Origin of the sequence: Vibrio crassostreae (assembly GCF_041439375.1) — a bacterium.
GTDB lineage: Bacteria > Pseudomonadota > Gammaproteobacteria > Enterobacterales > Vibrionaceae > Vibrio > Vibrio crassostreae_D.
On sequence record NZ_JBGONY010000028.1, the window covers coordinates 1 to 26,237 of the forward strand.

Below are 26,237 nucleotides of genomic sequence, written 5' to 3' on the forward strand. Positions count from 1 at the left end.
TGACTCTATTACCAAACGTGTAAAATTACTTGCAAACTGGGTGGGTCCATATATGACGAAAAGATGCCACAGCCTCGAAGCTATCACTAACGCCGCCTGTATACCTGCCTCGTCAGCCTTGGGCTCGAGGAACGAATGAACAGGGGAGCTCTTTCTTAAACGATAGTGTTGACGATATTTACAGCAATTGCTTAGCCACCACTGCTATTTATCAAGCTATTATTAAAAACTATTGATCGTTCATTTCACTTTATGTTACTTTTCCGCGCAATCTCGGAATGAACAATGTTCAAGAAGAGCAACGATTGCTTCTGGGGGATACGCGTAGTGACCATTCTTGCTGATTGGGACATTACGTAGGGTAGGTATTGGCTAGTCCTTTAGCTGATAGACGGGATACTTATGGCGCAGTTCGCCATGTTAATGGGAAACCCAACATTGAACACACTAATTACAACATTGCTAATCAGCTCTGCATTTCCAAAGGGACCAGCTCCTCATAGCTGCCCGATCCTGCAAAAATGTCCAATTCTTCAAAACAGTAGCATTACTGAACCTTGAGCTCACGATAACAACTTATCGCTGTCTTAAGACGGCTTAATTTCGTATTTGTCATTTGACTTATGCGAGCGTACAGCTATATCTCATTTCTAGACAATACGCGTACTTAACTATGAACTCTCTCCAAATTTAAAGAGGGTTGGTGGATAGTTGCGTCTGATGGAGGTGAGTATGAACACATTCAAGGGGACTTTTATGACTACCGCCTTTGAAGTCGATATCAATACTATCGCAAATTCATTTTCAACTATGGTTCCTATCGTCGAGGGAACTTACGACCTAACACCTGACGCTATTTTGCTTGAGCAAGAACAGCATGAGTCGGATGTACGTTCTTACCCAAGACGTCTTCCTATTGCTATTAAGCGAGCATGTGGCGCTTTAGTTGAAGATACTCGTGGCCAACTCTTTCTCGATTGCTTAGCCGGTGCCGGTACACTTTCTTTGGGTTACAACCACCCTGAGATTAATCAAGCACTGAAAGACCAGCTCGATTCTGGTTTGCCATACCAAACTCTTGATATTACGACTCAAGCAAAAGAGACGTTTATCAAGCGAGTTAAAGCTTTTCTTCCTCAAGACTTTTCAAATAACTCGGTTCTGCAATTCTGTGGCCCATCTGGTGCTGACGCTGTGGAAGCGGCTATCAAGCTAGCCAAGCAAACAACAGGTCGTAACACCATGTTTGCTTTCCGTGGTGCTTACCATGGCATGACGAACGGCACCATGGGCATGATGGGTAACCTTGGCACTAAAGAGCGTCGTAGCGGCTTGATGTCTGACGTACATTTCATGCCTTTCCCATACAACCTCCGTTGCCCGTTTGGCATTGGTGGTGAAGCGGGTGCCAACGCGAGCATTCGTTACATCGAGCGTATGTTGAATGACGATGAATCCGGCATCATGAAACCAGCTGCGATGATCGTTGAGCCCGTGCAAGGTGAGGGTGGTGTAATTCCAGCTCCGGCATCTTGGCTACAAGGTTTACGTCGCATTTGTGATGAGCACGGTATACTACTGATTTTTGATGAAATTCAGTGTGGTGTCGGCAAAACAGGACATCGATTCGCGTTTGAAGAGTCAGGCGTTAACCCTGATATCTTATGTTTGTCTAAAGCGATCGGTGGCGGACTGCCTATGTCGCTGCTTGTATTCGACAAGAGCATCGATACTTGGAAAGCGGGTGAACATACCGGTACATTCCGTGGTAACCAGTTAGCAATGGTGTCTGGTGCTAAAGCACTGGAAATCATCGAGCGAGATGGTTTGGTGGAGCACGCGAACATTGCAGGCCAATACCTACGTCATGGGTTAGAGAAGATTCAATCTCGCGTTAACTGTATTGCTGAAGTTCGTGGTAAAGGTTTAATGCTTGGCGCCGAGATCAAGCAACCAAACGGTGAACTCAATAAATTTGGTGAGCCGAAATCAGACGGTGACCTGACCCTAGCTATTCAACGCGCGGCATTAGAGCGTGGTTTGATGGTCGAGAAGGGCGGTCGTGATGGATCTGTGATTCGCTTCCTGCCACCAATGATTATCTCTTTCGAACAGATAGACTTTGCCCTGCGAGTGATGGAAGAAGCCATCATCGCAGCGGGCGGTGGTTTACAACAAGACCCAGCTTCAGATAAGCAAGCAAATCAAGAGTGGAGCAAGCACTTCATTCACACAGGCCTAGGCGGTAGCGACGAATTCGCTAACGTGATGAACCAAACCACTCAGGCAATGAAAGCGGTTTTTGAGCAGGTTGAAACTCCATACTCAGGTCTAGAACCAAAAGTGCTAGAGGCTTCTATCAAGGCTGTCGACCTAGACAACAACCAACACGCTTTGGTTGACGTTATAGATAGCACCGCTGACCTAGTTGCAGCAAACTCTATCTTTGTGCAGCACCCTGACTGTATCGCACACCTTCATACGCCTCCTCTAATGGCATCAGTAGCAGCGGAATCAATTATCGCGGCTCTGAATCAATCTATGGATTCATGGGACCAAGCATCTGCTGCGACTTATGTTGAGCAGCGCGTGGTTGATTGGATGTGTGACAAGTACCAACTAGGTGAACAAGCGGACGGTGTTTTCACTAGTGGTGGCACGCAAAGTAACCTAATGGGCTTATTGCTAGCGAGAGACTGGGTTGCGGATAAGCACGATGGTCACTCTATCCAAAAGCTGGGTTTACCGGATTACGCGAGGAAGCTTCGCATCTTGTGTTCAGATAAATCTCACTTCACGGTTCAAAAATCCGCTTCATTGCTCGGTTTAGGCGAGAGCGCGGTGTGCTGTGTTGAGACCAACGCAAACGGCACCATCAAACCGGATTACTTAGACGCAGAAGTAAAAGCGCTTAAAGCCCAAGGGTTGATTCCTTTTGCTGTAGTTGGTACGGCGGGTACAACCGATCATGGTGCTATCGACGACCTTGATGCGATTGCAGACATCGCAAACCAACAAGGCCTTTGGTTCCATGTCGACAGCGCTTACGGCGGCGCGCTTATCTTAAGTAGCCATAAAGCTCGTCTGAAAGGCATCGAGAAAGCGGACTCTGTCAGCGTTGACTTCCACAAGTTGTTCTTCCAAACAATCAGCTGTGGTGCTGTGCTGCTGAAAGACAAAGCGAACTTTAAGTACCTACTGCATCACGCAGACTACTTGAATCGCGAGCACGATGAGCTGCCAAATCTAGTCGATAAGTCTATTGCGACCACCAAGCGTTTCGATGCATTGAAAGTCTTCATGACGATGCAAAGCGTTGGGCCAAAGCAGCTGGGTGATATGTACGATCATCTCCTAGAGCAGACGCTTCAAGTTGCCGACCTGATTCAAAATCAAGCGGATTTAGAGCTATTAGCGGAGCCTTCACTATCGACGGTGCTGTTCCGTTCGGTGCTTAGCAATGAGCAATCAGCAAACAGTGCTATGGATTTAGACAAACTGAATCAAACGTTAAGATTGGAAGCGCTGACTCGTGGTGTTGCCGTACTTGGCGAAACGGTAGTGGATGGTAAAAGCGCGCTGAAATTCACTATCTTGAATCCGTGCTTAACGACATCAGATTTCAAATCTCTAATTAACAAAATTCAAACTTTAGCTATTGAGCTAGCAGAACAACAAGGGTAATTAAAACTATGGCTATTCTACAAATTGGTGCAGGCGGCGTTGGTTGGGTTGTTGCACACAAAGCAGCACAAAATAACGAAGTACTGGGTGATATCACAATCGCTTCTCGTACCATCGCGAAGTGTGAAAAAATCATCGAATCTATCAAGGGCAAAAACAACCTTAAAGATTCAACTAAGAAACTAGAAGCACGTTCAGTAGACGCTGATGATGTTGATGCGCTTGTTGCTTTGATTAAAGAAGTTCAGCCAGATCTTGTTATCAACGCTGGTCCTCCTTGGGTAAACATGGCAATCATGGAAGCGTGTTACCAAACTAAAGTCTCTTACCTAGATACATCGGTAGCGGTTGACCTATGTTCTGAAGGCCAACAAGTACCACAAGCTTATGATTGGCAATGGGGTTATCGTGAGAAGTTCGCAGAAGCGGGCATCACAGGTATTCTTGGCGCTGGTTTCGATCCTGGTGTGGTATCAATCTTTGCTGCGTACGCGGTTAAGCACTTGTTCGATGAGATTGACTCAATTGATGTAATGGACGTGAATGCAGGTGACCACGGCAAGAAGTTTGCGACAAACTTTGACCCAGAAACCAACATGCTTGAGATCCAAGGTGACTCTTTCTACTGGGAAAATGAAGAGTGGAAACAAGTACCGTGTCACTCTCGTATGCTTGAGTTTGAATTCCCGAACTGTGGTTCTCACAAAGTTTACTCAATGGCGCACGATGAAGTTCGTTCAATGAAGGAATTCATCCCAGCTAAGCGTATCGAATTCTGGATGGGCTTTGGTGATGCTTACCTGAACTACTTCAACTGCATGCGTGATATCGGTCTTCTGAGCTCAGATCCGCTAACACTGCACGATGGCACTGTTGTTCAACCTCTACATGTTCTTAAAGCTCTATTGCCAGACCCAACGTCTTTGGCTCCGGGTTACACAGGTTTAACGTGTATCGGTACTTGGGTTCAAGGTAAGAAAGATGGCAAAGAGCGCAGCGTATTCATCTACAATAACGCAGACCACGAAGTGGCTTACGAAGACGTAGAACACCAAGCGATCTCTTACACAACCGGTGTTCCAGCAATTACTGCTGCACTTCAGTTCTTCCGTGGTGAATGGGCTGATAAAGGCGTGTTCAACATGGAACAGCTAAACCCAGACCCGTTCCTAGCAACCATGCCTGAAATCGGTCTAGACTGGCACGTTCAAGAGCTAGAACCTGGGCAAGGTCTACCTCTAATCCATACTTTGAAGTAATTTTGGCTCTTTGCCCTCGTTGCGTTGCCCTAGCGACAAGGTCAAAGCTCTGCGAATTCAATTCAAAGTCATATGAATGACGAGAACGTATAACTACAAGCCGATGCATTAGCGTCGGCTTTGTTCGATTATCATGTGCCTTCGTGAACTCGAGGGCCGCAAGGTATTAACATGCAAAACAACGAACTAAAAACGCCTTATTTCATGATCAACGAAGACAAGTTGATTGCGAATCTAGAGAAAGCGAAGCAGCTGAAAGAGATTTCAGGTGTGAAGCTAGTATTGGCACTGAAGTGTTTCTCTACATGGGGTGTGTTTGACATCATCAAGCCTTACCTCGATGGCACGACAAGCTCTGGCCCGTACGAAGTAAAACTTGGTCATGAAACCTTTGGCGGTGAAACGCACGCTTACAGTGTGGGTTACAGCGAAGATGACGTGAGAGAAGTTGCGGATATTTGCGACAAGATGATCTTCAACTCGCAAAGCCAATTCGAAGCTTACCGTCATATTGTTGAAGGTAAAGCCTCGCTGGGTTTACGTCTAAATCCGGGCGTAAGCTACGCAGGACAAGACTTAGCAAACCCTGCGCGTCAATTCTCGCGTTTGGGCGTACAAGCTGACCATATCAAGCCTGAAATCTTTGATGAGATTAATGGCGTGATGTTCCACATGAACTGTGAGAACAAAGACGTCGATGCCTTTATTGGTTTGCTTGATTCAATCTCAGAACAGTTTGGGGATCACCTAGATAAGTTAGATTGGGTGAGCATGGGCGGCGGCGTGTTCTTCACATGGCCGGGCTACGACATCGAGAAACTTGGTCTTGCGCTAAAAGCCTTCTCTGAAAGACACGGCGTGCAGATATACCTTGAGCCGGGTGAAGCTATCATCACTAAAACGACAGATTTAGTTGTGACAGTGGTTGATATTGTTGAGAACGTGAAGAAAACGGCGATTGTGGATTCAGCTACCGAGGCTCACCGCCTTGACACGCTTATCTACAACGAGCCTGCATCGGTATTGGAAGCGTCTGAAAACGGAAGTCATGACTACGTGATTGGTTCGTGTTCATGTCTGGCGGGCGATCAGTTTTGTGAAACAAGCTTTGACGAGCCGCTGAAAATAGGTCAAAAGCTTCACCTATTGGATAGTGCAGGTTACACCATGGTGAAACTGAACTGGTTCAATGGTCTGAAAATGCCATCAATCTACTGCGAACGCAGCAGTGGTGAAGTTCAGAAGCTAAATGAATTCGGCTATGAAGACTTCAAACGCTCATTATCACAATGGTCGATTAAGTAACTGAACATTGCATTAGAACAAAAGAGCAGCCGATGAGCTGCTCTTTTGTTCTGTACAGTGATAAACCTAATTAAATGTTTTCACTAAGCGAACAAGAGGATGTGGAATATCATCTGGGTCTGTAATGACTTCTAAAGCTTCTTCAAAATCAATAATTAAACCATCATAGTCACTGTTGATTTTATGAGCGTCAGGAGTATTAGTCCAATATGGTTCGTTGGTTGTAGTCGGGAAGTGTGTCAGGTTGATTGCTGGTCTAGTACAGCTATAGTCAACGATTGAACTTAACTCTTTGATATTAGGCAACCTAAAACCAACCTGACCTGCGATAGTGGTCAGATTCGAATCTTCAGTTGCGATGAGTGCATCCTGCCAATTTTGATATTTAATCGCGGTACCATCACATGTGTCATTGGATTGATTGTAGATTTCGCCTAGGTTGCATTTTGACCAAAGCAAATTAGTCGTTACGTCGAGTAATGTCCCATCTTTACGGTCAATAAATTGCCCGTCTTGGTGAGAGGGAGTTTGAGTTTGCACGCAGGTTTGCGCGATGGCATTTGCACTTAACAGAGAGGCAATTACACCTAAGCATAGTTTTAGTTTCATTACTCAATACCTCCACTTACAGCCACAATTCCTGTTGAGCCTGCGATGTTTTTATTACAAAGCTCAAGCTCTCCATTTTGAGAGTCGATACATCTAGCACTACCATCTTGTTTAACAGAGCTAGAGTGCGTGAAGAGTCGGTCTCCAAGATTAGGAAAGAAATCAATGGCTCCTACTGGTGCAGTGCCGACATTGAAGTTGATAAATGAACGAGCTTCAACAGGTGAAGGTAAGCGCCAATCTGTAATACCGCAAATAGAGCGACTGTTCAGACTACTAATATAACTACTTGTATTACAGTAGTTACTTCCTGAACCATCGTTAATGTATGCACATTGAGAAGAGATCGGGCCGGCGCTGTACAATAGATCATTGCGTGCTCCGGCATAGCCACCATTGGTTGTATTATCAGAGTCGTGCCAAGTATATGTGTACGAAGCGCTTCGCCATGAGCTTGATTGACTGTCCCATGGATAAGGGTGGGCATCAGGGTTGTCTTTATGGTTCTTAACCCAGGTATCGACCGCGGACTGACTCGGCAGTGCTACCGGATCTTGTTTTGCTTCAATATATAATCCGGTATGCTCATCTTTAACACAGCGCCAATCAGTAGAGCTAGGTATTAGAGGGTTCCCGTGAGCATCTAGCTTGGTGTAGCGGAAGCCATATTCCCCATCCGAATGTTCACTTCCATTTGTGACATCTAAACCAAAATCGGCATCTTGATTTGGATGTGATACTGGAGGAGTGACGCTGTCGTAGTCTGTTCCATCAAAATAAGTGACATACCCAGTATCATTAAAACTTTTCTGCCCCGGAATATAGAACGCGAGAGTGTTTTTACTCGAATCGATAGTCGCGTTACCAACGGAAGCTATCGTGTAGATTACCGATTCGCCACCTTCATCGAAGCTATCATCACGAGCAGAAAAAGTGATATTTGTTGATAGGGTTTCTGCTGGCAATTTAAGAGTTAACTCTGATATATCAACAGTAAAGTCCTCAGGCGCGGCAATACCGGTTTGAGTTAGGGTAAGTGTTACATCTTGAGATGTGTAATGACTCAAAACAGCTTGTTGAATAATGCTGTCACCTTCTACAACGGTACTTAAGTCGTTACTAAAACTAACGGTTGGTTGAGTATCGCTATCATCAATAGTTACTACAGTTCGTTCGTTTGAAAGAGTGTAATTTGCACCGTTATCAGCACTAATAGAGTAATGAAGTGTTTTACTGCCCTCATACAGATTATTGTGCACAAGGTTTAGTGGTAGAGCTGCGCTGGTTGTACCTGCCGCAATTTTGACGTTTTGGCTTGAGATAGCATCGTAGTTTTTGAAGGTGCCATTAGAGCGAGTTGTCACGTCACTAGTTGAGATCGTTAAGGTGAGTTCTTGAGCTAATGCTTCGGAAAGAGAAACGGTAATGGATTCTGTTTTCGACCCTGATTGTGGTTCAGAAAATGAGACACTATTTGGGATGCTAAGCGTAATAGGGGAAGATGACGTACTTGAAGTTGTTCCCGTAGTAGTTGTTCCACTATCGTTATTTTCATGACCACTTTTACAACCGCTAAAAAGTGTCGTAAGAAGGATTGCTGAGATGACATTGAGTTGCCAGCTCGACCTTTTTCTTTCCATGTATGAACCTAAGCTACTAAATTATATAAGATATCTATCGTATCAAAAAAATTATATAAATACTTAATTTCATATTCTATGGCTATGTGTTTTGGGTGTTTTGATGCGTTTTTTTTGTAAGTAATGTAAGAGAGGTCTTATTTATGAGGTGGCCTCCCAACGATTAAGGTATCGTCAGGAGGTAAGTTAAATTAGCTTTCAATCATTACTCGAGTGTCTTCACTGAGTGTTTCGAGTTCATTAACTACATCATCGATTTGAACTTCGATTGGTAGCTTAACGGCGATTTTTGAAGTGAATAAGCTTGAACTAACACCACCACCACCAGCGATAAAGACTCGGTGGCAATCCATATCTAGAATGCTGATCCCTTGTCTATCCAATACATGTGTCACTTCGTTGACGATACCTGCTCGGTCGTTAGAGTCGAGCCTTAAGTGATGGATTGTGTCTTGAGCATTGTGCGTATGATCTGAATCGACAAACTGTACGATGAGATCCGGGTTGGCGCTGAAAGCTTCTTTTACAATCGATTCGTTGATGGCTGGAAGTTGAACCTTGAGTACGCCTGCGACTTGGTCTTCAATAAAGTTCACTTTACTGATGAGCCATTTGCCGTCGTTTTCGTGAGTAACCGCAGCAAGTTGTTTGATTGTTGCTGGTGATGCTTTTCCGATAAAGTTTACGATAAATGTACTGTTCATATCAGCCCCCAAAGTTTCAATTATTATTTGCTAATTAAATGTTTGATATCGCGCGATAAAGTTCTTTAATTTCAGTGTAGAAGGTTACATCGAACAATGTTTGACCTAGGTCAATTTTTGAAACTAAGCTTCGATGCAAAAAAAGAGAATGAAGAGTAGGGCACAAAAAAAGCGGCTAGAGAGCCGCTTTTTAGAAGAGTTGTCACTGTGATTGATGATTCAGCAACTTATATTCAATAACTTATATTGAGTAGTACTAGAGACGAATTAGAACGTTACTTTGAAGTTCATACCAACAAACTGAGAGTCGTATGGTGCGCCAGCATCGTAAGCAAAACGTGCAGCGTCTTGGTTATCCCACCAAGGGTTAGTATTCAGGTTAACTTCTGCATCACCGCCCCATGCGTCACTTACCCAGTAGTGAATGTGTCCAACAGGGTTAAGGAAGAATAGCGACACATCACCCATGGTTTGAGAGCCCATCACTTCGCCACCTGAAGCAATGATATCCTGCTCTGCTTCTAGCATCATTTCACCGACAACCGCACCGAAGAAAGGTGTGATGAAGAGATCTTGCCATGAAGGTACTTCTGCAAACGCTTCTACGCCGTATTCCCAGAAGAACGTCGACATAGTCCAAGAGTATAAGAATGACTCAAACTCGTCGTAACCTGCGTGTCGAGCTGCGGTGTAGTAAACACCACCGAAATATGGGTGCATTACGTAGTTTAGGAAGTGTTCGTCACGGTCCCATGTTGGACCAGCAGAAACGTTATCTTTCCACTTTTTACCTAATGAGCTGATATCACGTTGGTCATCATCCCACTTAGTAATACTTTCAGGGAGCAGAGTCATTAGACCCACTGTCGCGACACTCAAGCCAAGAATGGTGTAGGTTTGACCCATTAGGTAATCCCAATCTTTCTCCTGACTCACCAACATGTGTTTTGGTTGTTGGATTGAGAAGTCGTACTCATCACTCGATTCGCTCAGTGCGTAATTGGTACTAGGCTTGTAGGTGTACAAGTTGTCATTAAAACAGTAATCTTGAGCACATTCATCCGAGTAAGAAAGGTTGATTGGCTGGTCGAAGTCGTATTGGCTTGCAACCGAGTTAACTGACATTAGCATTGAAAATGCGGCAGTAACCTTTGCTAGTAACGGTGATTTGGCCACAAGGGTCTCCATGAGAAAGTTTGGAATTGATCAGGGTCACAATTATCTATTAAATGCCTGATTTAGGGAACTAATAATTTATAGCTTTTCCTAAGAAAACCTTAGGTTTAACATTATTAATATTAGTGAAAAGGCGAATTGCTCCAAATTCAACCATAGACCAGTTTGTAAATAATGCAGTGTCTTTTTATGACAACAAGGGATAGAAATATGACGAAAATCGCAATGTTAAGCACAGGTGAAGAAGTTCTTCATGGAGACATTGTAGATACAAACGCAGCTTGGATGTCTGCTGAGTTTTATCAGCATGGTTTTGCGCTTGCTAAGCGCTCAACTGTGGGTGATCAAATGAATGCTCTTGTTGAAGAACTGCTGATGCTGAGCTTTAACTATGATGTGGTTATCGTTAATGGTGGTTTAGGCCCGACAACCGATGATATGAGTGCTGCCGCCGCTGCAGCTGCTTCCGAGCAGAAACTCGTCATGTTCCCTGAATGGCTTGCTCGTATGGAAGAGATGTTCTCTGGACGTGGCATGCCAATGCCAGACAGCAACCTTAAACAAGCTTTGTTACCTGCGAGTTCAGAGATTGTCGATAACCCTGTAGGGACGGCTTGTGGCTTCAAACTTAAGATTAACGATGCGACTTTCTATTTCACTCCGGGAGTGCCCAGTGAGTTTAAGCGCATGGTGAGCTTTGAAATTATCCCTGACCTCGCTCGTACTTATCCTCAAGTGGTCGTTTCTGAATGCAGCAGGTTGTTTACCTTTGGTTTGTCCGAATCTGGCATATCAGACGTGTTAGACCAGCTGAAATTGCCTCAAGGTTATGAATTGGGTTACCGCTCTTATCTGCCGTTTATTGAAGTGAAACTATTTGGACCTAAGTCGGATTTAGAAACTCGCGTTAAGCTGCTGCAAATGGTGTACAAGCTATTAGAGAGCAACGTTGTCAGTGTTGATGAGCCGATGATCGATCATATCGGCCACATTATGGCTGAGAGAAAGAAGACGCTGTCGGTATCGGAAGTGTCAACTAAAGGTGCGCTATCGGCTTGGCTGCAATCGAATGAGCAAGTTGAAGATTGCTTCGGCCACTCTTGGGTTATGGCGGAGCCAAAAGAGAGTGAGCTTGAAAAGAGCGATCCACTAGCGGCTACGTTTGCATTGGCTGGTGCAACAAGAGAAAAGTGCGGCACAGAGTTAGCCTTAGTAACGGGTAAGTTAGAGGGTAATACTTTTAGTATTGCGTTATCGAGCGAAGCAGGCGAGTGGGGGCAAGTGCTGGAGTTCTACCGTCAATACAAGCGTGAAGATGCACGTACCATCATCAAAACCGTAGCAGCCGATATGCTGAGAAGGCACCTAGACAACAAACCGATGTTTGGCACTTACTCTTCGGCTAAGCGATTGAAAGACATGTTTATTCCAGCAGCTATCATTAAGTAAGTATGTAAGCGAACTCGTTAAGTCTGTACTAAAAACGTTAGAAAAATGAAATAAAAAGGCCCAACATCTAAATAGGTGTTGGGCCTTTTGTTTATCTAGCCTTCTAGATAACCAAACAAGCAGTGATGTTTACACGTAATGCGTGATTACAAACCGCTTGTCATATGTAGACTGTAGAACAAACCACGGCCGATTAACTCTGAAGCCAAGAACAGTACTAGTGCTAAGCCAAGGTTAACTGGGTTCACTTTGGCTTTGTTCAGCATAGGTAGAATCCAAATCAACAAGCTTGCCATCAGCAGTGCCACTTGAAGAATCACATAGCTACCTAAACCATCGACTAACTCAGACGCTTTTGCAGCTGAAGTTTGGATGTCACCGATTAGGTTCAGTTTTCCTACTGTCACAAGCAAGCTGATCGCAACAGCAATCACAGCCAGCATGGTGATGTTACGGTCAACCGCAAAGCGACTGTCGTTAGCAAATACAATCACGAATTGAGACAGCAATAAACCGCCCACAACCATCGTCATGATGAAGCTCAGTGGTGTGTAGATGTTGTCCCACGTAGGTACTGTGTTGATCATGTATACGTTGATCATCGCGTACATGAAGATTGCACCCAACACCATCGCGCCAACCACCAGTGCTTTCTGGATAGCTACGCCACCTTTCTTAACCACAGACAGTAACCATTGAAGGCCACCTACTGTGAAGAATGCCGCACCGAAAAATACTTCGTTAGACAGCCAAGCAGAGCCTAGTTGGTTAAAAGCGTTAAACGCGCGCAGTGGAGAGCCAAGGTGCGTTGTCGAGAACATGAAGCCAAGCCCCATCAGTGCCCATAGAATGAACATTGGAACCTTGTAGCTGTTTAGCTTCTCTTCGTCATGACCAAGTACCAGTGCGCGAGCACCAATAAGTAAGTAACCACCAACTGCAGTTTGCGCCAGCACCGTAAAGAAGATTAAAGACCACTCATGAAAAATCATCTTACACCTCCTTCGGGTTTGCTAGGTGACCGCTGGTATCGCCAGTCGGCTTCGCGTTTTTGTTCAGCTTAATCACGATGTTTGGTAGCGTTTCTGTTGAAGGTGGCAGTGGAGCCACATCCGCACCAGAGCCGTACTTCTCGCGAAGTGTATTGATTTCACCAAACTCCAATGCACGAAGTGGGCAAGATTCAACACAGATAGGCTGTTTGCCTTCAGAAACACGTTGGTAACAACCATCGCATTTAGTCATGTGACCTTTCTTAGCATTGTATTGTGGTGCGCCGTAAGGACACGCATTGCTGCAGTGCTGACAACCAATACAAACGCTCTCATCAACCACAACCAAACCGTCTTGATCACGTTTGTGCATCGCGCCCGAAGGACACACTTTCACACACGCTGGGTTAGTACAGTGGTTACAAGCGATAGACAGGTAGTAAGAAAAGACATCTTTCTGAACCCAGGTATCACCATCTTGAGTGAAGCCACCACCTGCGTATTCGTATACGCGACGGTAGTTCGTTTTGATGTCTAGATCGTTATAATCTTTACAAGCAAGCTGACAGGTTTTACAACCCGTGCATTTACTTGAATCAATGTAAAAGCCGTATTGTTTCATTCCAACCTACCTTATGCTTTCTTTAGCGCTTTGATTTGAACTAGGTTTGTATGCTGAGGGTTACCCTTAGCAAGTGGGCTCGGGCGCTGAGTCGTCAACACGTTGATAGAGCCTGCATGGTCGATCTTCTGACCATCCGGTGCGTACCATGCACCTTCGCCTAGTGCGACAACTCGAGGAAGAATCCTTGGTGTCACTTTCGCTGGAATGTGTACTTCGCCACGGTCGTTGAAAATACTCACCATGTCGCCGCTTTCAATACCACGTTCTTTTGCATCGATTGGGTTGATCCACAACTCTTGTGGTGCTGCTGCTTTGATTTCTGCAACGTTGCCGTAAGTTGAGTGCGTACGAGCCTTGTAGTGGAAACCGGTCAGCTGAAGCGGGTACTTCTCTGCTAGTGGATCGTTATGGCCTTCAAAAGAATCCGCGTAAATAGGAAGTGGGTGAATCACTTCGTCTTCTTTCAGCTTCCAAGTCTTCGCTATATCAGCCAGTTGCTCTGAGTAGATCTCGATCTTGCCACTTGGTGTGGTCAGTGGGTTCGCTTCTGGATCTTTGCGGAAGTCTTCGTAAGCGATGTAGTGATGGTCGTAGCTACGTTTGTAGATACCCAGCTCTTTCATCTCTTCGAAGGTTGGCAGGGTTGGATCGTTCTTACGAGTTTCTGCGTACAGGTGCTCAATCCATTGCTCTTGAGTACGACCCTCCGTGAACTCTTTTTCAACGCCCATGCGTTTAGCAAGCTCAGTACACATCTCGTAGATAGATTTCGCTTCAAACTGAGGCTCAATCGCTTTCTGCGCGTAGATGAAGTAAGGCATGTTCGATGCTTTACCATCCATACACCAGTCGTCTTGCTCAGACGTTGTTAAGTCTGGCAGGATGATGTCAGCGTATTTTGCTGAAGACGTCATATGGTTATCAACCACGACAATCATTTCACACGCACTTTCATCTTGAAGAATCGCGTGTGTCTTGTTGATGTCTGAGTGCTGGTTGATGATGCAGTTACCTGCGTAGTTCCAGATCATCTTGATTGGGTTCTTAAGGCGCTCTGCACCGCGAACACCATCAGTGATGTCGGTCATCTCATGATGACGGTAAATTGCGTCTGTCCACATAAACATTGAAATAGACGTTTCAACTGGGTTTGGCACAGTAGGGAAGCGAACAAACGGAATGTTGATGTCACTTTCACGAGCACCTGTTGAACCGCCTGATACACCCACAGAACCAGTGAGTAGCGACAGCATCGCGATTGCACGACAAGCTAGTTCACCGTTCGCAGTACGTTGTAGGCCCCAACCTTGGTGGATTGCACATGGTTTTGCTGTGCCCATTTCACGGCCAAGCTTAACGATAGTATCAACTGGAATACCTGTGATCTTAGAGGCCCACTCAGGTGTTTTCTCTACGCCATCTTCACCTAAACCTAAGATGTAAGATTTGTAGTCGCTGTTTTTAGGCGCTGATGCAGGCAGAGTCTTCTCGTCGTAACCGACACAGTATTTGTCTAGGAACGGTTGATCGACAAGGTCTTCAGTGATCATTACGTGTGCAAGACCCGCTACCAATGCAGCATCTGTAGAAGGACGAATTGGGATCCATTGATCTTCACGGCCACCGGCAGTATCGGTGTAGCGAGGGTCGATGATGATCGTTCTTGCGTTCGACTTGTTTTTGCTTTCTACATAGTGGTGGATCAGACCGCCGCCAGACATGCGTGTCTCGGCAGGGTTGTTACCAAACTGGATGTTAAGCTTGGTGTTCTCTAGGTCAGAGAAAGAGTTGTTGTTTGCCCAACCACCGTAGGTGTAACTCAAGCCTTTCGCGATTTGCGCTGTTGAGTAGTCACCGTAATGGTTTAGGTAACCACCACTTAGGTTCATTAGGCGAGCAATCAGCGTTTGAGCTGGTGGCCAAGACTTAGTTACTGTACCGCCAAGTGTACCTGTCCCGTAGTTTAAGTAGATAGTGTCGTTACCATAGTCTTTGATAAGGCGTTGCATGGTGCCAGCAACTTCATCGTAAGCTTCTTCCCAGCTAATACGTTTGAATTTACCTTCACCACGTTTGCCCACACGTTTCATCGGGTATTTCAGGCGATCTGGGTTGTAAACACGGCGGCGCATAGAGCGACCACGTAGACAAGCACGAACTTGGTGATGACCGTATTCGTCAGTACCAGTGTTGTCGGTTTCTACGTATTTGATTTCACCGTTTTGCACATGCATACGCAGTGGGCAGCGAGAGCCACAGTTTACAGTACATGCACTCCATACGATTTTCTCATCCACACTCTCAGCAACCGCAGCCGCTACTGGTTTGGATTTGAAAGGTAAAGCGATACCGCCCGCGAGTGCGGCTGCGCTACCTACCGCAGAAGAAGCTTTCATGAAGCCTCTTCGAGTAAGATTCATTACCCCAGATTCTTTTTTATTCGTCATTCTAAGATGCCTTTTGCTATTGATGGCTAGCACTTTATAGGTAGTTTTGTTTTTGTCTTTTAATATTTAAATGTTGATTGATAGGCGTCAAATAAGTGTGGAGTTTAAAGTTTATTAATTGAATGTATAAAATGGATCAAAGAATAAAATGGATTAATTAATATAATTATCTTTAAACCTATAACGTTATAAATAATAATGATTATCGATACGCATAAATTGTTGGGTTCGCTATTTTATCAAGCGACAAGTAAAGAACAGTTAATCACCATTGTTGAAGCCTTGGTTGAGAGCGAAGTACTCTCTCAAGAATGCTTGCTGGCATTGAGAAGTGAAGACGAAGATGCACTCGCAGCAGAGTTCAGTCGCCTGTTTGAAGGCGTGGGAGACATGCCAGCGCCACCTTGGGGTTCAGTGTACCTAGATAAAGACCGTGTTGTGTTCGGCGCTTCTACTGTAGAGTATCGCCAGTTTTTAGAATTGAATCAGATTGAATTAGACACTGGGTTAAGAGAGCCGGAAGATCAATTTGGTTTAATGTTATTCGCTCATGCATATTTGTTAGAAAATAATAATATTAATTCAGCTGGTGAATTACTTGAAGGTCACTTATTAACTTGGTCTTCTGTTTATTTAGAAAAACTAAATAAAGCATCAGAGCTATCTTTTTATAAAAAGCTATCGGTTGATGTAATAGGTTGGTTTAAGTACTTAACATCTGAATATAATTTAAACGTTGCTACTAAAAAGTTATATATCGACTAATGTCTGAACAAATAAATTCAAATAGACGCGGTTTCTTAACTCGACTTTCTAAACCGGTTAAAGCAGCCGCGAATTATGAAGAGATATCACAGCGCTTGCACGCCAGGCCGCCAAGAGCAGTTGATGAAGTGCTGTTTGAGCGTCTTTGCGACGGTTGTGGGCTTTGTGAGCAAGCATGTCCGAATAGCGTTATTGAGATGCTAGAGGACAGAGCGCTGCTGAATTTGGATTACAACCATTGTTCTCTGTGTAACAAGTGCAGTGAAGTGTGTCCGACTGGCGCGCTCCATCCAACGGTCACGCCTTATATCGACCTCAAGCCTAGCTTTGCTGATAGCTGCAATAACTACATGCAAATGGACTGCTCGGCATGCCAAACTGCTTGTTCAGCAGGTGCGATATACATCGAGGTAGGAGAATTGCCTATGCTGGACAAAGATACGTGTAACGGCTGTGGAGAGTGCCGAAGCGCTTGTTATATTGGCTCTGTGACTCTTAACCTGACTCAGCAATAAACGTTTAGTTTGGTTGTGAACGCCAGTAAGACTCAGGTTTTGTTATCGGTGAGTTGGTCTCCTATACCTAAAGACACCAATAGAAAAAGGGTCCGCATTCCAACTGGAGGCGGACCCTTTTTAATACTTATCATCTCTGATTAAATGGTCATTCTAAATAAAGCCAAGCGAACTTGAGCCGAATGGATCAGGCGCGCTTCTGTTTACTTCGATGAATCACATTACTCAGCGATAAATCGGTTTTTGCTTTACAGATACAAGGCAAGATTTCGTTGCCTTGCGTGTAAGCCATAGCAAAACCAACGTACTCGACTTCACCAGAATCCAACGTACAGCGGCATGCACCACAGTGGCCATCTCGGCAGTTGTATTCTGGTTCTAATCCCGCTTGTTCCATTGTTTCCAACAGAGTGTTTGAAGGGTTAGATTCAATTGAAATCAGCTTGTTGATTTTGATTGTTGGCATTACAGCTCAAATCCTTCAAAGTCGTCAGCTTTTACTTCGTTGTCGATTTGGCCAACTAGGTAAGAACTGATTTCTGCTTCTTGTGGAGCAACTTGAACGTTATCTGAAGACAACCAAGCGTTGATCCATGGAATTGGGTTTGATGTTGCTTCTGGGTAAGCGGTACCTAGGCCAACAGCCTGCATACGAATATTGGTAATGTACTCAACGTATTGGCAAAGAATGTCTTTGTTCAAGCCAATCATAGAGCCGTCTTTGAATAGGTATTCTGCCCACTCTTTCTCTTGCTCTGCTGCTTCTTTAAATAGGTCGAAACACTCTTGCTTGCACTCTTCAGCGATTTGCATGAATGCGAAGTCGTCTTGACCGTTACGTAGCAAGTTGATCATGTGCTGAGTACCAGTAAGGTGAAGTGCTTCATCACGAGCGATTAGCTTGATGATTTTAGCGTTACCTTCCATTAGCTCACGCTCAGCGAACGCGAATGAACAAGCAAAACTAACGTAGAAACGGATTGCTTCTAGCGCGTTTACCGACATTAGACATAGGTAAAGTTTCTTCTTCAGGTCGTGAAGTGAAATCTTAACGTCTTCGCCGTTGATGCTGTGGTTGCCTTCACCGTAGCGGTGGTAGTCAGCCGTTAGCTTGATTAGGTCGTCGTAATAGAAAGCGATGTCTTTAGCACGCTTAAGGATCTCTTCGTTTTCAACGATGTCATCAAATACTACACCTGGATCGTTCACGATGTTACGGATGATGTGCGTGTATGAGCGAGAGTGAATCGTTTCAGAGAAAGACCATGTCTCAATCCAAGTTTCCACTTCTGGTAGAGATACCAATGGAAGTAGGGCAACGTTAGGGCTGCGACCTTGGATAGAATCTAGAAGCGTTTGATACTTCAAGTTAGAGATGAAGATGTGTTTTTCATGCTCAGGAAGTTTGTTGTAGTCGATACGATCGCTCGACACGTCTACTTCTTCTGGGCGCCAGAAGAAAGAAAGCTGCTTCTCGATAAGCTTTTCGAAAATTTCGAATTTTTGTTGGTCGTAACGTGCAACGTTAACTGACTGACCCAAGAACATTGGTTCTTTTAGTTGGTCATTTTTAGTCTGAGAAAAAGTACTGTAAGCCATAAATGCCTCAAATCCTTTAAAGACCCGTAATAAAACGGACCCTGTTAATGCTTTAAACCCAGAGAAGATAACTCTTCTCTGGGGTCTTAATGTTTATTGCGGTTTAGATCTTACAACCGCCGCCTTCACAATCTTCTTCCGGCACTTGAACTGCATCGCCTTGGTCGTCTTTAGCACCATCACGAGTGTTATGGTAGTAAAGCGTCTTAACACCGTACTTGTACGCTGTTAGTAGGTCTTGAAGCAGCTTCTTCATTGGTACTTTACCGCTGTCGTAAACACTTGGATCATAGTTAGTGTTTGCAGAGATAGCTTGGTCAACGAATTTTTGCATGATACCCACTAGGTGTAAGTAACCGTCGTTAGAACCAATGTTCCAAAGTAGCTCGTAGTTCTCTTTAAGATTTAGGAAATCTGGAACAACTTGCTTAAGGATGCCGTCTTTCGATGCTTTGACTGATACGTAACCACGTGGTGGCTCGATACCGTTAGTCGCATTCGAGATTTGAGACGATGTCTCAGAAGGCATCAGCGCAGTTAGCGTAGAGTTACGCAGACCGTGCTCCATGATCTCTTCACGTAGAGTATCCCAATCGTAGTGCAGTGGCTCTTCACATACTAAGTCGATATCTTTTTTGTAAGTATCGATTGGCAGTAGGCCTTTCGCGTAGTTGGTCTCGTGGAAAGATGGGCAACGACCTTGCTCTTTCGCTAGTTCAACAGACGCTTTTAGCAAGTGATATTGAATAGCTTCAAAAGTACGGTGAGTCAGGCCATTCGCGCTGCCATCAGAGTACTTAACACCATTCTTCGCTAGGTAGTATGCGTAGTTGATTACACCCACACCTAAAGTACGACGGTTCATTGTCGACTTGTATGCTGCTGGAAGCGGGTAGTCTTGGTAATCAAGAAGTGCATCTAGAGCACGAACAACCAGCTCAGAAAGCTCAGCTAAGTCGTCTAGTTCATTGATTGCGCCAAGGTTGAACGCTGAAAGTGTACATAGTGCGATTTCGCCTTCGTCATCTTCTACGTTAGAAAGTGGCTTAGTAGGAAGCGCGATTTCTAGACATAGGTTCGATTGACGAACAGGTGCAACTTCAGAATCAAACGGGCTGTGTGTATTACAGTGGTCAACGTTCTGAATGTAGATACGACCAGTAGAAGCACGCTCTTGCATTAGCAGAGAGAACAGCTCAACAGCTTTTACTGTTTCACGCTTCACTGATGGATCGTTTTCGTACTTAACGTATAGCTCTTCAAAACGGTCTTGGTTTTCGAAGAACGCATCGTAAAGGCCAGGTACGTCAGAAGGTGAGAACAGGCTGATGTTGCCACCTTGAACAAGACGAGAGTACATAAGCTTGTTCAGCTGTACGCCGTAATCCATGTGACGAACACGGTTCTCTTCAACGCCGCGGTTGTTTTTCAGTACTAATAGAGACTGAACTTCACCGTGCCATAGTGGGTAGAACACTGTTGCTGCGCCACCACGAACACCACCTTGAGAACAACATTTTACTGCTGTTTGGAAGTATTTGTAGAAAGGGATACAGCCAGTGTGGAACGCTTCACCATTACGGATTTCAGAACCAAGCGCACGGATACGACCTGCGTTGATACCAATACCAGCACGTTGAGATACGTAACGAACAATTGAGCTTGCTGTTGCGTTGATAGAATCAAGGCTGTCACCACACTCGATCAGTACACAAGAACTGAATTGACGAGTAGGCGTACGTACACCAGACATGATCGGTGTAGGTAGAGAAATCTTAAACGTAGACGATGCGTCGTAAAAACGTTTGATGTAGTCAAGACGAGTCGATTTCGGGTACTTAGCGAATAAACACGCAGCAACTAAAATGTAAAGGAACTGAGCACTCTCGTAGATTTCTTTCGTTACACGGTTTTGCACGAAGTATTTACCTTCGAGCTGCTTAACCGCTGCGTAAGAGAAGTCTAAGTCACGTTTGTGGTCGATGTACTCGTCAAGCTCGTCAAACTCAGCTTTCGTGTAGTCTTCCATAAGGTGGCTATCGTATTTACCCATATCAACCAGTTTTGCAACGTGGTCATACAGTGCAGGCGGCTCGTATTCGCCGTACGCTTTTTTACGTAGGTGGAATACAGACAGACGTGCTGCTAGATATTGGTAATCAGGAGTCTCTTCAGAGATTAAATCCGCTGCCGACTTGATGATAGTCTCATGAATGTCAGTAGTGGTGATGCCATCGTAAAACTGAATGTGAGCTTTCAATTCTACTTGTGATACAGAAACATTGTGCAAGCCTTCAGCTGCCCATGTAATCACGCGATGGATCTTCTCTAGATCGATCGTTTCTTTGCGCCCGTTACGCTTGGTAACAGTAAGTTGTTGGTTCATTCTGCTTAATTTCCCTAACAAAACTGAACAAGGCCGTGTTTTTGTGTATTTCTGTGTAACTTTTGTAAATTACGTTTCGGCTTTGTGATCTTGGTCTACCCATATATTGTAGTTCAAACACAACATATAGGGGTCATTTGTTTGTTGGGTTACAAGATAGTGCTACAACTGATATTTTTCAAGGTAAAGAAATTGGGTTGCTTGTGGATAAGTGGTGGATTGAAAAAAAACTGTAAGTGACCACTAACTGATGAGGTTAGATGTCACTTGATTGTATAAAAGTCGGCTTTTAATGATGCTTTATTTTTGCACGCCCATAAAAAAAAATCCCTTGATCTTTGACCAAAATAGGCGATGGATTTTGGGCGATTAAATTTAAATCGAGGTGGTCAAAATGGAAGCTAGCGCACGAAATTTAGACTGAAAAAAGTCGCAAACTTATGGTAATTGCAACTCTTTTCATTCGTCTTTTTTACAAAAGGTTTTACGGTAGGGCTACCGATATTTTTTAGTCGAAGTTTTGCGTGTGGACGATGTAGTTTACGTCTACATTTGTGCCTAAACGGTAAGTGTCCGTAAGAGGGTTGTAGTGCAGTCCTGTAATCCCTAATTCTTGCAGCGGCGTGTTATCAACCATCTTGATAAGTTCAGCAGGGCGAATGAATTTCTCGTGTTCATGAGTGCCTTCAGGAACAATCTTCAATAGCTTCTCTGCACCAACAATCGCAAACAAGTAAGATTTGAAGTTACGGTTCAATGTAGAAAAGAACACGTGGCCGCCCGGTTTCACCAATTTCGAACAGGCAGTGATAACAGATTGCGGATCAGGAACGTGTTCAAGCATTTCCATGCACGTTACCACATCGTACGTCTGTGGGTTCTGGTCTGCGTGGTCTTCGATAGTGCTCTGGATGTAATCGAGCTTGGTGCCAGTTTCCAATGCGTGAAGGCGCGCTACTTCTAGCGGCTCTTTACCCATGTCTAGGCCAGTCACTATCGCACCTTCAACCGCCATGCTTTCTGCAAGAATACCGCCGCCGCAGCCAACATCGAGGACTTTCTTGCCAAACAGGCCTTCCGTCTTCTCTAACACGTAATTTAGGCGCAGTGGGTTGATTTGATGTAGCGGCTTAAATTCGCCTTCTAGATCCCACCAGCGTGACGCCATGTCTTCGAATTTCTTTATTTCTGCTGGGTCTACGTTCTGTGATTTAGTCATAATCGGCATTTCCAAGTTAAATAATGCATCCATGAAATTGCAGGCATTATAACTTGCCTTTTCGCGCTGACCAGAAGATCTACAATTTTGCTAGTTTATTGGATGTAAAGTGACCATGTTTCAGCAAGATATGATGCGGAGGTGCAATTTCTCATCAATTGATTGGCTACAAGGGTCACAAGATGGTAAAAGGAGAGGGAAAGTGATGCCTCCGTAGGTAAATTTGTGTTATATTTTTCGGTCTTATACGTATTCAAAAATACGATCTGACTATAGAGGGAAAATGGCTCTATGAGCGATCTAGCGAAAGAGATCACGCCCGTAAATATTGAAGATGAGCTTAGAGGTTCATACCTAGACTACGCGATGTCCGTCATCGTTGGTCGTGCCCTTCCAGATGTGCGTGATGGCCTAAAACCAGTACACCGCCGCGTTTTGTTCGCGATGAATGTACTAGGTAATGATTGGAACAAACCATATAAAAAGTCTGCTCGTGTAGTAGGTGATGTAATCGGTAAATACCACCCGCATGGTGATAGTGCTGTATACGATACAATTGTTCGTATGGCGCAACCGTTCTCACTGCGTTACATGCTAGTTGATGGCCAAGGTAACTTTGGTTCTATCGATGGCGACTCCGCGGCTGCAATGCGTTATACCGAAGTTCGTATGGCGAAAATTGCTCACGAGCTACTGGCTGACCTTGATAAGGAAACTGTGGATTACGTACCGAACTACGATGGTACAGAACAAATTCCAGCAGTACTTCCTACAAAAATTCCTAACCTATTGGTAAACGGTGCTTCTGGTATCGCAGTAGGTATGGCTACCAACATTCCACCACATAACCTTGGTGAAGTTGTTGATGGCTGTTTGGCTTACATCAATAATGAAGAGATCACTATTGATGAGCTAATGGACTACATTCCTGGTCCTGACTTCCCAACAGCAGCACTTATCAGTGGTCGTAAAGGCATCGTCGATGCTTATAAGACTGGCCGCGGTAAGGTTTACATGCGTTCAAAAGCGGATATCGAAGTAGAGAAGAATGGTAAAGAAACCATTATCGTTACTGAGATCCCTTACCAAGTAAACAAAGCTCGTTTGATCGAGAAGATTGCTGAACTGGTTAAAGATAAGAAAGTAGAAGGCATCAGTGCACTGCGTGACGAATCTGATAAAGATGGTATGCGTATTGTTATTGAATGTAAGCGTGATGCAGTAGGCGAAGTGGTTCTAAACAACCTATACGCTCAAACTCAACTGCAAACGACTTTCGGTATCAACATGGTTGCGTTGAACAACGGTCAACCACAGTTGTTCAACATCAAAGACATGCTTAAGTGCTTCGTAGACCACCGTCGTGAAGTTGTTACACGTCGTACTATCTTCGAACTGAAGAAAGCGCGCGATCGTGCACACATCCTTGAAGCGTTGTCTCTAGCACTTGCTAACATCGACGAAATCATTGAGCTTATTCGTAACGCTCCAACACCAGCTGAAGCAAAAGCTGGCTTAGTTGCACGCGGTTGGGATCTTGGTAACGTTGCTTCAATGCTTGAGCGTGCTGGTACTGATGCGGCTCGTCCTGATTGGTTGGAAGACCAATACGGCATCCGCGATGGCCAATACTTCCTAACGGAAACACAAGCACAAGCTATTCTAGAACTTCGTCTTCACCGCCTAACTGGCCTTGAGCACGAGAAGATTCTAGACGAGTACAAAGCACTTCTAGAAGAAATCGCTGAGCTAATGCACATCCTTGCAAGCACTGAGCGTTTGATGGAAGTTATCCGTGAAGAACTTGAAGCGGTACGTGAAATCTATGGCGACGAGCGTCGTACAGAAATCACAGCTGCAGTTCATGACATCGACATGGAAGAGCTGATCGCTCAAGAAGACGTTGTAGTAACACTTTCTAACGCAGGTTACGTTAAGTACCAAATCCTAAGCGACTACGAATCTCAACGTCGTGGTGGTAAAGGTAAGAGTGCAACTAAGATGAAAGATGAGGATTACATTGAGCGTCTGCTTGTTGCTAATACTCACGATAACATTCTATGTTTCTCTACTCGTGGTAAGACATACCGTCTGAAAGTTTACCAACTGCCATTAGCAAGTCGTACTGCTCGTGGTAAGCCTATCGTGAACATTCTTCCTCTAGAAGAAGGTGAACGTATCACAGCTATCCTGCCTGTTTCTGAGTTCTCTAACGAGAAATTCATCTTCATGGCAACGGGTGACGGTACAGTTAAGAAGACATCACTGGATCAATTCGCAAACGTACGTGCTAACGGCCTAATCGCTGTTAACCTACGTGACGACGATTCACTGATCGGCGTTGACATCACTAACGGTGATAGCGACATCATGCTGTTCTCTAAATCGGGCAAAGTTGTTCGCTTTAACGAGGACAAAGTACGTGCAATGGGCCGTACTGCCTCTGGTGTTCGTGGTATGAAGCTTCCAGAAGACGATCAAGTGGTTTCACTGATTGTTCCTTCTAACGAAGGCGATATCCTAACTGTGACTCAAAACGGTTACGGTAAACGTACTGAGCTAGCAGAGTACCCAACGAAAGGCCGTGCAACGCAAGGTGTAGTATCTATCAAAGTCTCTGAACGTAATGGCCCAGTTGTTGGCGCTGTTCAAGTTGAAGAAGGCGATGAGATGATGATGATCACCGACGCAGGTACACTAGTACGTACTCGCGTAGCGGAAGTAAGCCAAGTTGGTCGTAACACTCAAGGTGTAACACTGATTCGTACTGCTGATGACGAGAATGTTGTAGGTCTACAACGTATCGACGAAGTAGAAGAAGCTGAGATTGTAGAAGGCGAAGCTGAAGAAGCAAATGCTGAAACTATCAACACTGAAGTTTCTGAATCAAGTGAAGAGCAAGCATCAGATGCTTCTGACTCTGAAAGTGATAACGAGCAAGATACTGAGTAATCTCGATTACGTTAAGTAATTAAGCTTACCATTGAAAAAACCGAGCCTAAGTGCTCGGTTTTTTATTGTCTGCTCGTTCATTCTGATCGCGTAAATCCTAATAGCTAAGTCTCGATCAATATTGCCTGACTGGGAAAGTGGTAAACTTAAAGGGTTGATAAAGGAGTGTGGAATGGACATCTGGTTGTTGGTTGCGTTAGTATTAATGAGCCTGTTTTTGATCGTGGTCGTTATTGCCGCAAGCAACAATGGCAGTCATCTAAAAGGCAATGTGGTGATTTCCCTTACTGCAGTGGCTCTGAGTGTGCTTGTCTGGTCTCAACTGAAACAGGAGACACCTCAACTTCCTTTAGATGAGAGCAATAGTTACACGGCAACAGATTTCGAAGGTGAGCTTCAACAAAGCCTCAAACAAGACCCGAATCAATCTGACTTGTGGTTTAAGCTGGGTGGTGTGTATATGCAGAAAGGGGAGTTTGATGCAGCGTATACTTGTTATGACTACGCGATTCGATTAGATCCTCAAGCACCATCGGGCCTTTATGCGGCCAAAGCAACCGCACTTTACTATCTTAGCTCCCAAGCTATGAGCGATGACGTGAATGCGTTGTTGGATCACTCAATACAGCTTGATCCCAACGATCGTACGGCATTGATGCTGATTGCGACCGATCACTTCATCAGCATGCGCTATCAACAAGCGATTGATGCCTGGACTCAAATCCTCGACTCCAATCAAAAGGGGATTGATCGCGTTTCGATTATTCACTCGATCAACCAAGCCAAACAGATGATCCGCTAAGCTTGGTCAATAGGCTGTTCTTCCTGATTAGCTTTTGAAGCTATTTGTCTTTGAAACGATTAGCTTTTGAAACGACTTACCTTTGAAGCGTTTAGCCTCTAAAGCCATT

The 26,237-nt window shown here is 44.6% G+C and carries 19 protein-coding genes; 8 read left to right on the top strand and 11 right to left on the bottom strand.

Features of this window, described 5'->3' with window-relative positions:
- The first annotated feature begins 732 nt into the window (after positions 1-732).
- From ACED45_RS13035 to nspC, 3 genes are all read left to right on the top strand, one after another.
- Entirely contained in the window at positions 733-3,684 is a 2,952-nt protein-coding gene (locus ACED45_RS13035) for a pyridoxal phosphate-dependent class III aminotransferase (protein WP_371714206.1), read from the top strand.
- A gap of 8 nt (positions 3,685-3,692) precedes the next feature.
- On the top strand, positions 3,693-4,943 hold the full coding sequence (locus ACED45_RS13040; RefSeq protein ID WP_371714207.1) for a carboxynorspermidine synthase: 1,251 nt from the start codon (positions 3,693-3,695) through the stop codon (positions 4,941-4,943).
- A gap of 171 nt (positions 4,944-5,114) precedes the next feature.
- Positions 5,115-6,248 carry a carboxynorspermidine decarboxylase gene (gene nspC, locus ACED45_RS13045; protein ID WP_371714208.1) on the top strand — a complete coding sequence of 378 codons (1,134 nt, stop codon included), beginning with the start codon at positions 5,115-5,117 and terminating at the stop codon, positions 6,246-6,248.
- A gap of 66 nt (positions 6,249-6,314) precedes the next feature.
- Here the strand turns inward: nspC and ACED45_RS13050 are convergent, their stop codons facing one another.
- From ACED45_RS13050 to ACED45_RS13065, 4 genes are all read right to left on the bottom strand, one after another.
- A complete protein-coding gene (locus tag ACED45_RS13050; RefSeq protein WP_102432891.1) occupies positions 6,315-6,857 on the bottom strand; it encodes an Lcl C-terminal domain-containing protein in 543 nt (180 codons plus the stop codon).
- Positions 6,857-8,497, bottom strand: coding sequence for a DUF1566 domain-containing protein (locus ACED45_RS13055; RefSeq protein ID WP_371714209.1), 1,641 nt, complete (start codon positions 8,495-8,497; stop codon positions 6,857-6,859). Before ACED45_RS13055 ends, ACED45_RS13050 begins: the two co-directional genes overlap by 1 nt.
- A gap of 191 nt (positions 8,498-8,688) precedes the next feature.
- On the bottom strand, positions 8,689-9,201 hold the full coding sequence (locus ACED45_RS13060; protein ID WP_050646057.1) for a glycine cleavage system protein R: 513 nt from the start codon (positions 9,199-9,201) through the stop codon (positions 8,689-8,691).
- A 267-nt stretch (positions 9,202-9,468) separates the two neighbouring features.
- Positions 9,469-10,377 carry a DUF3943 domain-containing protein gene (locus ACED45_RS13065; protein ID WP_017069173.1) on the bottom strand — a complete coding sequence of 303 codons (909 nt, stop codon included), beginning with the start codon at positions 10,375-10,377 and terminating at the stop codon, positions 9,469-9,471.
- A gap of 210 nt (positions 10,378-10,587) precedes the next feature.
- On the opposite strand from ACED45_RS13065, the gene ACED45_RS13070 reads away from it, so the two are divergent.
- Positions 10,588-11,826, top strand: coding sequence for a CinA family nicotinamide mononucleotide deamidase-related protein (locus tag ACED45_RS13070; RefSeq protein WP_371714210.1), 1,239 nt, complete (start codon positions 10,588-10,590; stop codon positions 11,824-11,826).
- A 146-nt stretch (positions 11,827-11,972) separates the two neighbouring features.
- On the opposite strand, the gene ACED45_RS13075 is transcribed toward ACED45_RS13070, so the two are convergent.
- From ACED45_RS13075 to ACED45_RS13085, 3 genes are read right to left on the bottom strand one after another with little or no spacing between them, the layout of a single operon-like run.
- Entirely contained in the window at positions 11,973-12,818 is an 846-nt protein-coding gene (locus tag ACED45_RS13075; RefSeq protein ID WP_371714211.1) for a dimethyl sulfoxide reductase anchor subunit family protein, read from the bottom strand.
- Between the two features lies 1 nt (position 12,819).
- Positions 12,820-13,440: a DMSO/selenate family reductase complex B subunit gene (locus tag ACED45_RS13080; RefSeq protein WP_371714212.1), complete on the bottom strand. Its 621-nt coding sequence runs from the start codon at positions 13,438-13,440 to the stop codon at positions 12,820-12,822.
- Between the two features lie 11 nt (positions 13,441-13,451).
- On the bottom strand, positions 13,452-15,890 hold the full coding sequence (locus ACED45_RS13085; RefSeq protein ID WP_371714213.1) for a DmsA/YnfE/YnfF family dimethyl sulfoxide reductase: 2,439 nt from the start codon (positions 15,888-15,890) through the stop codon (positions 13,452-13,454).
- 198 nt (positions 15,891-16,088) lie between these two features.
- Between ACED45_RS13085 and ACED45_RS13090 the strand changes: the two genes are divergently transcribed.
- Both ACED45_RS13090 and napF read left to right on the top strand, forming a co-directional pair.
- The gene (locus tag ACED45_RS13090) at positions 16,089-16,655 is read left to right on the top strand and encodes a TorD/DmsD family molecular chaperone (protein ID WP_146489864.1); all 567 of its coding nucleotides are present in this window, start codon (positions 16,089-16,091) and stop codon (positions 16,653-16,655) included.
- The gene (napF, locus tag ACED45_RS13095) at positions 16,655-17,170 is read left to right on the top strand and encodes a ferredoxin-type protein NapF (protein WP_371714214.1); all 516 of its coding nucleotides are present in this window, start codon (positions 16,655-16,657) and stop codon (positions 17,168-17,170) included. Before ACED45_RS13090 ends, napF begins: the two co-directional genes overlap by 1 nt.
- Before the next feature lie 187 nt (positions 17,171-17,357).
- Here the strand turns inward: napF and yfaE are convergent, their stop codons facing one another.
- From yfaE to ubiG, 4 genes are all read right to left on the bottom strand, one after another.
- Positions 17,358-17,636 carry a class I ribonucleotide reductase maintenance protein YfaE gene (gene yfaE / locus ACED45_RS13100; protein WP_285953950.1) on the bottom strand — a complete coding sequence of 93 codons (279 nt, stop codon included), beginning with the start codon at positions 17,634-17,636 and terminating at the stop codon, positions 17,358-17,360.
- On the bottom strand, positions 17,636-18,769 hold the full coding sequence (gene nrdB / locus ACED45_RS13105) for a class Ia ribonucleoside-diphosphate reductase subunit beta (protein ID WP_060982424.1): 1,134 nt from the start codon (positions 18,767-18,769) through the stop codon (positions 17,636-17,638). Before nrdB ends, yfaE begins: the two co-directional genes overlap by 1 nt.
- Positions 18,770-18,872: 103 nt before the next feature.
- The gene (gene nrdA / locus ACED45_RS13110; protein WP_061018354.1) at positions 18,873-21,155 is read right to left on the bottom strand and encodes a class 1a ribonucleoside-diphosphate reductase subunit alpha; all 2,283 of its coding nucleotides are present in this window, start codon (positions 21,153-21,155) and stop codon (positions 18,873-18,875) included.
- Positions 21,156-21,663: 508 nt separating this feature from the next.
- On the bottom strand, positions 21,664-22,407 hold the full coding sequence (gene ubiG / locus ACED45_RS13115; RefSeq protein ID WP_371714215.1) for a bifunctional 2-polyprenyl-6-hydroxyphenol methylase/3-demethylubiquinol 3-O-methyltransferase UbiG: 744 nt from the start codon (positions 22,405-22,407) through the stop codon (positions 21,664-21,666).
- Between the two features lie 258 nt (positions 22,408-22,665).
- On the opposite strand from ubiG, the gene gyrA reads away from it, so the two are divergent.
- Both gyrA and ACED45_RS13125 read left to right on the top strand, forming a co-directional pair.
- Positions 22,666-25,326, top strand: coding sequence for a DNA topoisomerase (ATP-hydrolyzing) subunit A (gene gyrA / locus ACED45_RS13120; protein ID WP_060982425.1), 2,661 nt, complete (start codon positions 22,666-22,668; stop codon positions 25,324-25,326).
- Between the two features lie 172 nt (positions 25,327-25,498).
- Positions 25,499-26,128 (top strand): TPR domain-containing protein, encoded by a 630-nt coding sequence (locus tag ACED45_RS13125; RefSeq protein ID WP_146489869.1) that lies wholly within the window; start codon positions 25,499-25,501, stop codon positions 26,126-26,128.
- The last annotated feature ends 109 nt before the right edge of the window (positions 26,129-26,237 follow it).

Bases quoted from the DNA above. Each gene is read 5' to 3' on its own strand.
- ACED45_RS13085 (WP_371714213.1), bottom strand. From the start codon at position 15,890: ATGACGAATAAAAAAGAATCTGGGGTAATGAATCTTACTCGAAGAGGC.
- nspC (WP_371714208.1), top strand. From the start codon at position 5,115: ATGCAAAACAACGAACTAAAAACGCCTTATTTCATGATCAACGAAGAC.
- nrdB (WP_060982424.1), bottom strand. From the start codon at position 18,769: ATGGCTTACAGTACTTTTTCTCAGACTAAAAATGACCAACTAAAAGAA.
- ACED45_RS13035 (WP_371714206.1), top strand. From the start codon at position 733: ATGAACACATTCAAGGGGACTTTTATGACTACCGCCTTTGAAGTCGAT.
- ACED45_RS13075 (WP_371714211.1), bottom strand. From the start codon at position 12,818: ATGATTTTTCATGAGTGGTCTTTAATCTTCTTTACGGTGCTGGCGCAA.
- ACED45_RS13125 (WP_146489869.1), top strand. From the start codon at position 25,499: ATGGACATCTGGTTGTTGGTTGCGTTAGTATTAATGAGCCTGTTTTTG.
- ubiG (WP_371714215.1), bottom strand. From the start codon at position 22,407: ATGGATGCATTATTTAACTTGGAAATGCCGATTATGACTAAATCACAG.
- ACED45_RS13050 (WP_102432891.1), bottom strand. From the start codon at position 6,857: ATGAAACTAAAACTATGCTTAGGTGTAATTGCCTCTCTGTTAAGTGCA.
- ACED45_RS13080 (WP_371714212.1), bottom strand. From the start codon at position 13,440: ATGAAACAATACGGCTTTTACATTGATTCAAGTAAATGCACGGGTTGT.
- nrdA (WP_061018354.1), bottom strand. From the start codon at position 21,155: ATGAACCAACAACTTACTGTTACCAAGCGTAACGGGCGCAAAGAAACG.
- ACED45_RS13090 (WP_146489864.1), top strand. From the start codon at position 16,089: ATGATTATCGATACGCATAAATTGTTGGGTTCGCTATTTTATCAAGCG.
- yfaE (WP_285953950.1), bottom strand. From the start codon at position 17,636: ATGCCAACAATCAAAATCAACAAGCTGATTTCAATTGAATCTAACCCT.
- ACED45_RS13040 (WP_371714207.1), top strand. From the start codon at position 3,693: ATGGCTATTCTACAAATTGGTGCAGGCGGCGTTGGTTGGGTTGTTGCA.
- ACED45_RS13060 (WP_050646057.1), bottom strand. From the start codon at position 9,201: ATGAACAGTACATTTATCGTAAACTTTATCGGAAAAGCATCACCAGCA.
- gyrA (WP_060982425.1), top strand. From the start codon at position 22,666: ATGAGCGATCTAGCGAAAGAGATCACGCCCGTAAATATTGAAGATGAG.
- ACED45_RS13070 (WP_371714210.1), top strand. From the start codon at position 10,588: ATGACGAAAATCGCAATGTTAAGCACAGGTGAAGAAGTTCTTCATGGA.
- napF (WP_371714214.1), top strand. From the start codon at position 16,655: ATGTCTGAACAAATAAATTCAAATAGACGCGGTTTCTTAACTCGACTT.
- ACED45_RS13055 (WP_371714209.1), bottom strand. From the start codon at position 8,497: ATGGAAAGAAAAAGGTCGAGCTGGCAACTCAATGTCATCTCAGCAATC.